Origin of the sequence: Candidatus Sulfotelmatobacter sp. (assembly GCA_036500765.1) — a bacterium.
GTDB lineage: Bacteria > Acidobacteriota > Terriglobia > Terriglobales > Acidobacteriaceae > Sulfotelmatobacter.
The window spans coordinates 50,053-62,055 of record DASYBM010000001.1 but is presented as its reverse complement, the minus strand read 5'-3'; the positions used below and the strand labels follow the sequence as shown (position 1 = coordinate 62,055).

The window sequence follows — 12,003 nt, the reverse complement described above, 5'->3', positions numbered from 1 at the left end:
CTGCGCCGGCGCGGGACAATCTCGCCCAGAAGTTATGCTTCCCGTGCATGCAAAATTAACATTTCTCTTCTTGACTTGGTCCTGATTCCCTGACATAACTAACCCGTCCATCGGCAGCTTGAGGATCTAGAACTGACGCAGGAAAGGCCGCTCCTACCCGGAGCGACTCTACTCAATCTGGCCCCCACCAAGTTGAGTTGCAGTAAGAGTTTTCGAACTCGCGGTCTTCCGGAATAGAAAGCACAATCGGGTGTCGCTGCGGGTGTGCCGCGCCGAAGTCCGATCAATCAGCGTTTGTGAATTTTGAAGGAGAAGCCAATGAAAACTCATTCCCTATCCGCTTGCATGCTGATCTTGGGACTAGCCTGCTTTCTCGCGTTTCCGAAGCTCTCAGCAGCCGCGCAACCCGGCCCGAGCGAATTTCAGGGCACGCTGGCCGACCTGCCCGAAGAGGCACAGTTCAGCATCACAAATCAACTCGCCAAACTAACTGCAAGCGAAGGCCAGCCGGGGGACTACTTCGGTTTTTCCGTCGCCATGAGCGGCAATACTGTCGTCGTTGGAGCACCGTACTCCAAAATTGGAGACAACGGCTACGAGGGTGCGGCGTATGTCTTCGTCAAGCCCGCCAGCGGATGGGCCAACGTGACCGAAACCGCTAAACTCACCGCCTCGGACGGGATAACCAACAGTGACCTCGGATTGGCTGTGGCCATCAATGGCGGTACGATCGCGGTTGAGGCCGGCTACGGCAACCCTGTACACGCCGCAGTCTACATCTATGTGGCGCCACTCTCCGGTTGGGCCAACATGACCGAAACCGCCAAGTTGAACACGCCCCTTGACTACTCGGGCGGCGGGCATCCCCCGTCATTGGCCATCAGCGGCAACACGGTTGTGCTCGGTATGCCTTGGGGCTCGATCCGTGGCACGTTCAGCGGTGTAGCCTATGTCTTTGTCGAGCCAGCCGGCGGCTGGACCAACATGGCTGCACCGACGGCGCAGCTGACCACCGCCATCCCTCCTACATACTTTGGGACGTCGGTCGCCATCAGCGGCAATACGATAGTCGTCTCCGGCCCGTATCTCCAGTCGGTATTCGTCTACACCAGGCCCCCGAAAAATGGTTGGTTTGGAACGCGGACCGAGGATGCCGATCTGAGCGCTTCCAACGGAGATCCGCTCGCGACAGTCAGTATCGTGGGCGACACAATAGCTGTCGGCTCGCCTGGAGCCACCATCGGGAGCAACGCAGGCCAGGGCGCGGTCTATGTGTTCGTCAAGCCGGCGTCGGGTTGGACCTCGATGACTCAGACCGCCAAGCTCACCGCCTCTGACGGCGCCGCCAACAACGGCCTTGGAGACTCCGTCGCCGTTGGTGCCAACGGTAACGAGATCTCGGCTGGCGCCTCGGGCTGGGATTCCAGCACCGGCGCGATTTACACCTTCGTCAAGTCATCCACCGGATGGGCTAACATGACGCAAACCGCCGAGTTCGCCGCCTCCGACGGTGTCTCCGGCAATGACCTCGGCGACGCCCTCTCCATGAGCGGCATCCAGACCGTGGCAGGGGCGCCTCAGGTCAGTATTTCCGAGCCGGGCGCGGCATACGTATTCTCCGCTCCGCGGTAGGCCGCAAACCATCGCAGACTTGGAACCCAGACTATGGAGCCCCCGGACGCCCCTCGTCCGGGGTTTGCGCGCGAAAGCGTACAAATTCGGAGCGCCTGATCATTTGCCTTTCTAGATAATCTTTCACCATGAATCCGTCTCAAAATGACCCATAATTCCCACATTTATGCGACCCGTCCCACAATTTTCACCACTTTCCCTTGACTTGCAGTCGAATCCTTGTAATAACTATTCGGTCCATCCGGACGAGTTTGGGGGTGTGTCGGTTTGGCGGAAGTACGACTTCAAGAGGGTGAAAGTTTAGAGAACGCGCTGCGCCGCTTCAAACGCAAGGTGCAACAGGAAGACATTATCAAGGAAGTGAAACGCCACTCCTTCTACCTGAAGCCCGGCGAAAAAAAACGTGTGAAGGCCGCTTTAGCGCGCAAGCGAGCTCGCAAGAAAACGCGGAAAGAACAAGACTAACGCGAAAGCAACAACGAAGTTAACGAACCAAAGAGCCGCTCCTTCCCGGGGCGGCTCTGCTCAAATCTGGCCCCCACCTTTTGAGCAACACAGGGTCTTTATACTCATCATTCTTCCGGCATAAAAAGCACGATAGTTTGTAACCCACGCCTCTCCTGAGCGCGTGGCGGGCCGAGTCCAAGGGGCAGTAAAGAGGGGGAGCAGTACACAGACCTGTATTTTCGGTGAATCCACCGCAGTTCCTTCCCCGCGGGTGGGCGCGCCGAAACGGGTTGAAGGGAGCCATCCTCAAATGGATTTTCAGGACAAGGTGCTGAAGTGTATCGATTGTGGGAGTGATTTCATTTTCACTGCCGGGGAACAGCTTTTCTTTCACGACAAGCAATTCAAGAATGAACCCAAGCGTTGCAAGGCTTGCAAAACCAAGCGGGTCTCCGTACTCGGCGCCCCCCCCGCGCCTGGACAAAGCTATCGCTACACCAAGGTCGAGACTCAGGCTACCTGCTCTGGATGCGGAAAGCAGACCACAGTCCCTTTCCGTCCCACGCAGGGCCGCCCGGTTTTCTGTCGCGAGTGCTTTATGTCGCGAAGAAGCGCCGCCTCGGCTTGATCGGAAGTTTGGCGCGGACCCCCGTCTGCGGCCCTTGATTCATTCTGTCCCTGCGCGGGGCGCTCCTGCCCGCGGTCGTTGATGATGCCTCGTCTGCCCGCCCTGCTGGCAGGACGCCGGGCTTGATGTGTCATGTTCTGTAGCTTGTTCGATAAACCGTTGCGATAACATAGTCATGTGCCCGGATACCACGTAGAAAATTTTGGCTGCCGCGCCACCCAGGCGGACGGCGCGGCTCTCGAACGACAGTTCGAAGAGCGCGGCATGTCGCGCGCGTCAACACCCGCGCAAGCTTCTGTCGTGATTTTCAACACCTGTACCGTGACGGCCGGGGCCGACCAGGATGCCCGCGCTGCGATCCGACGTCTCCGCCGCCAGAACCACGAGGCGCAAATTGTGGTCACCGGTTGCTACGCTCAGCGCGCTCCGGAAGAAATCGCCGCACTGCCCGGAGTGGGCCTGGTGATTGGCAACTCCCACAAACATGAACTCGCCGAAATCGTGTTACGAAAAGACCGGCCACTAGCCGCAGGGTCAAGCACATTCGTCCCCCTGACGGCCCTAACTGCGCTGGGAAGCCGAGAGCCAGAAGCTGGAAACCCGATCTTCGTCTCCGACATTTTTGCCCACACCGAACTTCTGGCTGCGCCGGTCTTCGACGCCGCCAATGAGCGCACGCGGCCCAACCTGAAAGTCCAGGACGGATGCGACAATCGTTGCTCGTTCTGCGTGATCCCGTACGTTCGCGGCCAGAGCCGTTCGCTGGAAAGCGATCGCATCCTCCAGGAAGTCTTCACGCTCGTGAAAAACGGCTACCGCGAAGTCGTGGTCAGCGGGATCAATCTGGGCAGGTGGGGACGCGATTTAAGTCTCAGCTCTCAGCCATCAGCTGTCAGCGATTCTCACCAACGACCGACGACTGACGACCGACGACTGACGTCGCTCATTGGCGCTATCCTTTCCGAGACCGCCCTTGAAAAGCTCCGCATCTCTTCTGTCGAACCGATGGACTGGACCGAAGAACTGATCGAACTCGTGGCGACGTCTCCGCGTATTGCCAAGCACGCGCATGTGCCAATGCAGTCCGGCAGCGACGCGGTGTTGCGCCGCATGCATCGCAAGTACCGCCCGTGGCACTATCGCGAGAAGATTGAAAAAATTCGCGCCGCCATGCCCACCGCCGCGATCGGCGCCGACGTGATGGTCGGGTTCCCCGGCGAAACCGACGCCGAATTCGAAGCCACGCGCCGCCTGATCGAAGAACTTCCATTGACCTATCTGCACGTATTTACTTATTCGGCGCGCCCCGGAACTCCGGCGGCAACGATGCCGAACCAAGTGCCGGTTCACATCGCTCGCGAGCGTAACCGTATTCTGCGGGAGCTAGGAGAGGAAAAGAAGCTGGCGTTTATGCGCGGCTTCGTCGGCAGGTCGGTTGAGGCGATCACGTTGAATGTGATTGGCAGCGACGCGGGCGGTGAGTTTACCGAATCGTTGACCGACAATTATTTGAAACTTCGTCTGCGCGGAAGACACGAGGGCAATCATTGGGTACAAGCACGCGTAGCAGAGGTGATCGGCGTCGCCCTGCGCGGGATGAAAGATTTTGATAAAAGTCCGACGTCTTCTGAGGCAGTATCGCCAACAATCGGTTAAGGACTTCGTTTCTGACCCTTCATTTAGAGGGAAAAGTTACAAGTTCACAGGAGAGAATGCTACTTCGCGCTCTCCATCCTGGTTCGAGCGGTACGATTCAGTTCTGGCCGTCGACGCATCGGGCGATGCGCCATATCCGTTGCGGGTGCCTTTCGTCTGGCTCGACTTGATTATTGAGCTTACGACCAAGCTCAAAAACCCCCCGACCAATACGGCGCTGCCCACCGCCATAACAATGAATTTCACTACTTCGCCCATTGTGTCACCACTGCTTTCTGTACTGAGCTGGTATTATGCGCCCAACTGACCACTCCGCCTACCACGATGATGGTCAACGCTCCGATAATTAGAGCCGCGGTTCCCATAGTGGGACCGACCTCCTGATCGAGAGCGTAGCGCTTCATAAAGAGCAACTCCGCCCATTCGCCGCGCTGCTTGTAAGTGGCAAATTTCCCGCGATGCTCGCTGCCTTTTCTTCCCATGATTCGGTCCTCACAACACAAAAAGCGCAAGCCCGGAGGCTGCGCCTTTGGTTCCCTCTCGAAAAATTTTGTCTATATATCTATTTTAGCGATTTAGGTGGGGTGAACCGGAAAAATTGGCAACTTTATATTTCTTTTGCAAACAATGGGATGGAGGGAATCGAGTGCGTTAGGGGGCTTGACAAGATTTCGGGCTTTTGGCGATTTTGCAGGTTTTTGATGTCGTTTGGCAGCTTGAGAGCCGAATCAAAAAGCAGGTTCCTTACCGGCGCTTTGCGCCGATTCGGAATGACATCCTAATAACATCCTAATGACATCCTGAGGTGGCAGACTGTTTTGCGTAACTGCTCTGCGACTTTATTCGCGCGTGAGTTCGCTCTCGGTCACCCCCGTGAGGGTTACGAAGCGAATTACGCCTTGCGCATCTTCGAATACAAGGCCCGTGGTTCCGTGGTTCACGACGGCGCTGACCAGGTGGCCGTAGGATTTGGGAATGCCGCCTTGCACGGGAGTCTGATCGTAGCGCGCGAGTTCTCCTTCTTTCATGCCAGTGACGCTGACGAAGCGGATCGTTCCGTCCGTGCCTTCGAAGACCAATCCTGTCCCGATGTTATCCGGGAATGCGGCGGCGAGGCGGCCGTAGGATTTCGGGACTTCGCCGTGTGTCTTCGCGTACGTTGTCGTGTTATCGGGGGTGGTGTTGCGTTGGCCGGCCAGATATCCGCCCAGTAATAGAAATACGCTTCCCGCAATTAACAGGATTCGTTTGCTCATGATTTTTCCCTCGTTAGAGACTTGGGTTTCGTGATGCAGTTTGGCTGGCGCGCCACGCCAGTTTAGAGTGAGATCCCTTCGACTTGGCTCAGGGCAGGCTCTTCGCTCCGCCTGAAGAACGGCTACGCTCAGGACATCACGATAAAACTACCAAAATCTTCAGTGGTTAAGGCTCGACCAGGATCTTGTGCATCATGCCGAGATCCTCGTGCAGCAGAATGTGGCAGTGAAACACGAAGGTGCCCGCGGTGACTGGGTTGCTGAAATCCATGCGAACCTTCACGCTATGGTAGGGCCCGTTTCCGCCCCAGTAAGGAATCTCGATGGTGTCGCGCAGATCGTTATCGGGCGCGGGCTTGCCGTCGATCTCGAGCACGCGGAAGTGAATCTGATGAATGTGAAAAGCGTGAGTCTCGAGGGCGCGGTTTTCGATCGTCCAATCCTCGATCGCCCCAACTTTTGTCGTGATTACCGGCGCTTCGTTGGGCTCGAATACTTTTTGCTTTTGGCCATCGACGGTGATGTAAAACTGGATGGGGCCATTGGTCCCGCCAAATTCTTCCGAGAAGTAGAGTTTGCGCTGGACGGTCGCAGGCTGCGTCGCCAGAGTTAGGAACTTAGATTCATCCGCCGAAGCCGGAGCCGACGCCTTCGGCATGTGCGAAACTTCGACGGCGCTGCTGCTGGTCTCAATATTGGCCAATTTTTGCGACAAGTCGAGATTTCCGGTTGGGCCCGTGTCGTACACATTGGTGAAAAAGACTGCGCTCTGTCCCGACGGCGGCGCCGTGACGATGAACTCGGCGCGACCCGCCGGAGGGATCAGAATTGTGGTTTCGTTTCTCGTCTGCGCGAGAGGATAACCGTCGAGCGCGATGATCTGCATGGGTTGCAGCACATCGTTCTGCTGGATCTGCAATTGTAGAAAATCCTGGATGGTTGCATTCGCCACTCGCCAGAACTGCTTCTCCCCGGGCTTCATGTTGATGATCGGGGACGCGCCCAGAAATGGGGCAGTCTGGTAATTGAGCGTCAAGAGGTATGGCCCGGGAATCCAGGGAACGAGATACTGTTGGCGAACTACGAAGACGCGCTCGGTCAGGCCCGCGACTTCGGGGCGAACCTTCTCCATTCCCCCGACGATCAGCGCTCCCGCGGCGCCGCCGTTCACCTGAAATTCAGTGAAGCCATGTACGTGCGGATGGTACCAATAGAGTCCCGGAGGCTGTGTCGTGGGAATCTGCACGTTGTATTGAAAGCCGGGTGTGCCGGGCTGAATCAGAGTGGTCAGCACATCATCCTGATGGCAGACCGGGGCAACATTCATGCCATGGAAATGCACATTGGTCGAGTTGATGGTGGCCGCGCCGCCATCGCCGCAAGCGGGGCCCGTGGGCGGCGCCATGTTCATCTTCGAGACGATGCCGCTGTTCTTAATTCCATCGACCACGTCGAGATTCAGCACATCACCGGGATTCACGCGCAAGGTGGGAGCTTCGACGACTTGACCCGGAGCCTGGTACTTGTAGCAAAAGTGGGTGTAGCCGCCGCTGTCGACCGAGTGGCCCATAGTGAAAGTGGCGTTGAGAGCGCCATTTTGCGAGACGATGTTGAAGGGATCGGCCACTACGGTCCCGGATGCGGGACGAGCAGGACAATCTTGCGCCACGAGGGTTAAGACTGAAAACCCGCAGACTGCGATCGCAAGCAAGAACTTCGACGTCGACTTCCTGCGCATATCCGACTCCTTCATCCGGTTGTAAATCTTAAGAAGCTGCCAGAGACCATCTTAAAAAGATCGGGGCGGAAATGCGCCAATCGAAAGTAACCCCGTGCTATTGGGATCGGAGACGGGCGAGCCGGGTGCTTCAACGAGGCTGCATTTCCGATTCGATACGCTCAGGGTCACGGTGGCAATTCCTGGAATTGTGGAAAATTCAGCGACGTAGACTCCGCCGCCGTTTCCGATCTCGCTGATCAGCGCCGTGCCCGCAAGATACGACCAATTGGACGACAAGCCGCCGAGTGGCGGCGAGGTGCAACCGGTGGTCAACTTGCCCGTACTCTTGTCAAAAAACAGAGCGCTCACCGTTGCGCCTTGTGTGTTGATGACGTACACCATGGTTTCGTCCGGACTGAGCAGGAGGTTGCTGGAGTTGATGCTCGTGGTAGACCGGTAGACCGTCGTCTTGGCCAGCTTGCCGGACGAAATGTCGGAGACCTCGACACTGGAAGCCGTCGAGGTGTCGCCAAAGATCGCGAAGTGGCCATTGCTCGTGATGTCAATTGCATTCGGGTAGGTTGCGCCCTGTGCGGTTACGAATGAAGTGGCGGACTGTTCGTCGCCATTCGGAACCGGAGTGCCTCCGGAAATGTCGAACGATTCAATGGAGCCGTCGGTATAGCTCGCGACCAGCATGGTTCCGTGCGCCGCCATGCCGTTGATGATGCCGGCGTGTAAACCTTTCACCGAAGTATCGCCGATGAAGGCGAGGCCGCAGCCCGACTGCACGGCGAAGGTTCCGATGGTGTTGGAGTCGCTGAAGCTGGCATAAAGATAATTGGTGTTCATGGCGAGGCCAATGCCATTCGACGTGCCGCCATCGGTTGGCGACCCGCTGGCGTTGCCGCCGACCGTCAATGTGCTCACATTAATGCCGACAATATCGTCGTTCCCGGCTTCCGAGGCGTAGACGCACTGCTGATCGGAAGTATTCAGCTCGGCGAGGCGATTCATGCCAAAGTATCCGCCGCCAATGCCGAACAAGCCGGTCTGCACCTGCTGCTGAAAGACCAGCGCACCATTGGTTCCCACGGTGTAAAAGCTGACGCCGGTGGGAAACGGAAACGCCGCGTCATCGTTGGCAACCACGTACTGGGTACCAGCCGTGGCCAGCTCGCTCATCGCAAGAAGACCAGCGAGAAAACCGACTGCTGCCGCCCTCTGGACCCACCACAATGCTGCAAATCTCTTCATAACCTGGATTTCCTCACCACAGATCCCCACAGTTAAAGTGCCATTCAGTAAAGCATGGGGCCTATACGTGGACAAGTAGTATTGAGCCCGTCGATTGTAAAAGTCTCGTTTCTATTGCAACTCATTGCGCAATAGCGGTAAGTCCATTCCACTTCACCATGGAGGCGTGAAATCTGCGCTCATAAGGGGCTCTTTTTGACCATATTGATCGAGGTTCCCTTAGTCATGGCGGTTCCTTCTTTACGTCTTACCCAGGCGTTTGTGGCAGGGTAAAATCGCCTTACAATGCCGTCTGAAAACGTGCTGAGCCGCCTCGGAAGCCATTTTTTCGCAAGCCGTTGTGTGGCAAATAATTGTCTCGAAAACCGTTCTTTTGCCGACTCAGGAGGAGCGAGGGCTGTGAAACCGATTTTCAAACTTGCGATTCTCGCGGCGGCTTTTCTGGCGCCGATGAGCCTTGGCATTTTTATGTTTGGTCAGGAAGCGGAGAGAGTCCCGCTGATCGAAGACTGGACCACACAGCATGTGGTTTTTTCCAATCCGGAGGCGGTTCGGAGCGAGGGCGGGTTGCAGGGTTGGCCTCTGCTGACGCCTGAAGAGCGGGAGAAGATTAAATCCGACGTGCGTTACAGGATGCAGGAGCTTCGGCGCAACCACCAGCAGGAGCCAACGGGGATTTTCGAAATCGAAGAAGCGGAGCGGGGCGAGCTTTCGAGACGGCTGCGGCGCAAGCTCAAGTCGAGGCCACAGGGCGATTGGAGTTACTTCCTCGGTGGCACTGCTAATGCCGGTGTGAACGACGGTTTGTATCCGGCGAAATATTCCTACAACATCAATGCCACGCCCAGCTGCGCCAACGATTACGTAACTTTCTTGCTGAACCAAAAAGGTGCCGCGGCTACGGCGGCCACAGGCAGCCTGGTTTTCGGACAGGCGAGCAATTCGCCGCCAGCGAACAACAGTCAAGTTCAGGTGGGAGCAGTGGTTTACAGTTTTCAGACGACTCTTACAACCGCCACTACGATCGACACTTGCAACGTGAAAATCCCGGCGGGCGATAACGGCAAAGGTTCAGCGGCAAACCTGACGGCTGCTATTAATAACTCCGGCGGAACCAACTATTCTTGCGACCCCGCTTCGGCCAACGCGAACGTCACGGCTGCGAACCCCACAGCTCCCAATGACATCGTCAACCTGACGGCCAAACTCGGCGGTGAAGCGGGCAACAGCCTTCCTCTGGCGGTTTCGTCAACTCCCAGCACCAACGCCAACGTAACGGTTTTTGCCAATGGCAAGGAAGGCCAGCCCTCCATCGTCGCATTCAACAACCTCTACGTCGCGCCGGGGACGCAAGGCAGCGCGATCGGAACCTTCTCGAGCAACGGAATCGACAACGGCCAAACCATCACGATCAGTAACGGTTCGGCATCGCTGGTCTTAACCGCGACTTCCACCACCGCAACGGGAAGCATCACCGTGGACTCCGTTACCGGACTAAACGGCAAGCAAGTGAGCATTGGCACGGGTGTGCAAAAAGTACAGTACAATTTTTCGGCTGTCCCGGTGCTAACGCCGCCGGCCGGACAATGTAACGTCTACGAGGGTCTGGTCGCATCGACAGCGACTGCGGCCGCCAACCTGGGTTCAGCGATCGACTCTGGAGCCGGCAGCACGACAACCTTCTTGTGTGCCGCTGGCGCGAATCCGAATGCTGCGGTCGGGGCGACTGGCACCGGGAACCAAGTCAACCTGACGTCGAGGGTCCCGGGCTCCGAAGGCGATACCATTTTCACCGCCTTGTCCTCGAACGCCACCGCTGCGGAGATCACTCTGAGCGGGGCGACCCTGACCGGCGGCACGGACGGCTCAAACCTGGGCACGAATTTTCAGTACACCTCAAGCACAGGCGTGGACACTACCACGCAGCTGGCCGCAAACCTCACCAGCATCATTAACAACAACGGAAGCGGCGTTGGCTTTACCGCCGTGCAAGGCACCGGCGCCAATAGCGATCTGGTGACGGTGTTTGGGCCGCCCAACGGCACAGGAAACACCATCGCCCTTTCGACCGACGCAACCGGCTTCTCGTGGTCAAGTTTCACCGGCAACACCGCCCCTTCGGGCCTGTGCGCCGGGTCTCCTGCAACGGTGGGAGCGCCCACCGTCATGTGGGCTTACAACGTAACCACCAGCCCGGTCACTACGTGGCCCACCCTTTCTTACGATGGAACCAAAGTGGCGTTTCTCGAACAAAATAACGGCGGGGGATTCATGCACCTGCTGAAATGGAAGGCGGGAGAAGGCACCGTGAGTGCGCCCGCGACTCCCACGAACACAACGCTAACCAATTGGGCTAGTTGTCCGGCCAACACCTCCTGCATGATCAACCTCACCGACCCCCACGGCAACGAAGTCACGAACTCGTCGATATTCCCGAACTTTGGCCCTGACGGCACCACCGATACTGCTTTCCTCGGGGACAATGGAGGGTACCTCTACAAAGTTACCGGCATCTTCAACGGGACGCCGGGGGCCGGCTGGACGTACCTTATATCCGCAGGTAAAGTACTGACGGGCCCGGTGTTTGACAGTCGTACGAACAGCGTGATCGTGGCCGACAACCTGGGGAATGTTTATTGTGTAACCGACAACGGCACGACTGCCGCTTCTTGCGGGACGGTTGCGGCGCAGGCGGGAACGACTTCGGGCTTTAAGAGCGCGATTGCGGATCCGCCCATCGTCGATATCGTCACGGGCGACGCTTTTGTATTCGGCAATGACTGGAATACTCAGCCCGCTAATACGAGCTCTGCCGCCGTCGTGGAGATTCCCCTGGCCAGCTTCAACGTCGCCAGCGTAAAAGTCGCCAACCTCGGACCGGCGGGCGAGGAAACCTTGCATGACGGCATTTTCGACAACATTTTTTACAGCAGCGCCAACGGCACCGGGAATTTGTACGCGTGCAGCAGCACCAGCGTTGCGGGTAACCCGTCCACGATATGGAGCATCCCGATCGCGGCGGGCGTGATGAGCACTACGGCGACTGCGGGTCCTGCGGTGACGACGGACAAGGAAGAGTGCTCGCCGTTGAACGAGATCTACAACACGGCGCAGGGGATCGATTGGCTTTTCGTTGGCGCCCCAAAGAATTGCGCGTCCGGCGGCTCCGCGACTGGGTGCGTGATGTCGTTCAGCATCACCGCCGGACCTCCAGCGGTGTTCGACAGCACCGCCGCGGAGGAAGGGGGGACCAGTGGAATTGTGGTGGACAACATCAGTACGTCGGGTGAAGCATCCAGTCTTTACTTCTCGACATTGGGCGGCGCCGCCGGCGCGTGTGGAACCAATCCAGTTAACGACGACAGCAGTTGCGCCGTAAAGCGAACACAAAGTGGTCTACACTGAGC

10 protein-coding genes are annotated in these 12,003 nt (G+C 57.5%); 5 read left to right on the top strand and 5 right to left on the bottom strand.

Features of this window, described 5'->3' with window-relative positions; translation table 11 throughout:
* The first annotated feature begins 318 nt into the window (after positions 1–318).
* From VGM18_00265 to mtaB, 4 genes are all read left to right on the top strand, one after another.
* Positions 319–1,632 carry a hypothetical protein gene (locus VGM18_00265; GenBank protein HEY3971401.1) on the top strand — a complete coding sequence of 438 codons (1,314 nt, stop codon included), beginning with the start codon at positions 319–321 and terminating at the stop codon, positions 1,630–1,632.
* A 267-nt stretch (positions 1,633–1,899) separates the two neighbouring features.
* A complete protein-coding gene (rpsU, locus tag VGM18_00260) occupies positions 1,900–2,097 on the top strand; it encodes a 30S ribosomal protein S21 (protein ID HEY3971400.1) in 198 nt (65 codons plus the stop codon).
* Positions 2,098–2,389: 292 nt separating this feature from the next.
* Entirely contained in the window at positions 2,390–2,707 is a 318-nt protein-coding gene (locus VGM18_00255; GenBank protein ID HEY3971399.1) for a zinc-ribbon domain containing protein, read from the top strand.
* Positions 2,708–2,884: 177 nt separating this feature from the next.
* On the top strand, positions 2,885–4,363 hold the full coding sequence (mtaB, locus tag VGM18_00250) for a tRNA (N(6)-L-threonylcarbamoyladenosine(37)-C(2))-methylthiotransferase MtaB (protein ID HEY3971398.1): 1,479 nt from the start codon (positions 2,885–2,887) through the stop codon (positions 4,361–4,363).
* Between the two features lie 36 nt (positions 4,364–4,399).
* Here mtaB and VGM18_00245 read toward each other — a convergent pair whose 3' ends face one another.
* The 5 genes from VGM18_00245 to VGM18_00225 all read right to left on the bottom strand — a co-directional run bounded on the left by VGM18_00245 (position 4,400) and on the right by VGM18_00225 (position 8,596).
* On the bottom strand, positions 4,400–4,609 hold the full coding sequence (locus VGM18_00245) for a hypothetical protein (GenBank protein ID HEY3971397.1): 210 nt from the start codon (positions 4,607–4,609) through the stop codon (positions 4,400–4,402).
* The gene (locus VGM18_00240) at positions 4,609–4,845 is read right to left on the bottom strand and encodes a hypothetical protein (protein ID HEY3971396.1); all 237 of its coding nucleotides are present in this window, start codon (positions 4,843–4,845) and stop codon (positions 4,609–4,611) included. The genes VGM18_00245 and VGM18_00240 overlap by 1 nt, the downstream gene beginning before the upstream one ends.
* 357 nt (positions 4,846–5,202) lie before the next feature.
* Positions 5,203–5,619, bottom strand: a complete 417-nt coding sequence (locus VGM18_00235) for a hypothetical protein (GenBank protein HEY3971395.1) — start codon at positions 5,617–5,619, stop codon at positions 5,203–5,205.
* Between the two features lie 166 nt (positions 5,620–5,785).
* On the bottom strand, positions 5,786–7,357 hold the full coding sequence (locus VGM18_00230) for a multicopper oxidase domain-containing protein (protein HEY3971394.1): 1,572 nt from the start codon (positions 7,355–7,357) through the stop codon (positions 5,786–5,788).
* A gap of 51 nt (positions 7,358–7,408) precedes the next feature.
* Positions 7,409–8,596 (bottom strand): hypothetical protein, encoded by a 1,188-nt coding sequence (locus VGM18_00225; protein ID HEY3971393.1) that lies wholly within the window; start codon positions 8,594–8,596, stop codon positions 7,409–7,411.
* A gap of 399 nt (positions 8,597–8,995) precedes the next feature.
* On the opposite strand from VGM18_00225, the gene VGM18_00220 reads away from it, so the two are divergent.
* Positions 8,996–12,001, top strand: a complete 3,006-nt coding sequence (locus VGM18_00220) for a hypothetical protein (GenBank protein HEY3971392.1) — start codon at positions 8,996–8,998, stop codon at positions 11,999–12,001.
* Positions 12,002–12,003 lie beyond the last annotated feature (2 nt).

Coding starts and splice junctions, on each gene's coding strand:
- VGM18_00265 (HEY3971401.1), top strand. CDS start 319: ATGAAAACTCATTCCCTATCCGCTTGCATGCTGATCTTGGGACTAGCC.
- VGM18_00255 (HEY3971399.1), top strand. CDS start 2,390: ATGGATTTTCAGGACAAGGTGCTGAAGTGTATCGATTGTGGGAGTGAT.
- VGM18_00240 (HEY3971396.1), bottom strand. CDS start 4,845: ATGGGAAGAAAAGGCAGCGAGCATCGCGGGAAATTTGCCACTTACAAG.
- VGM18_00235 (HEY3971395.1), bottom strand. CDS start 5,619: ATGAGCAAACGAATCCTGTTAATTGCGGGAAGCGTATTTCTATTACTG.
- VGM18_00230 (HEY3971394.1), bottom strand. CDS start 7,357: ATGCGCAGGAAGTCGACGTCGAAGTTCTTGCTTGCGATCGCAGTCTGC.
- VGM18_00225 (HEY3971393.1), bottom strand. CDS start 8,596: ATGAAGAGATTTGCAGCATTGTGGTGGGTCCAGAGGGCGGCAGCAGTC.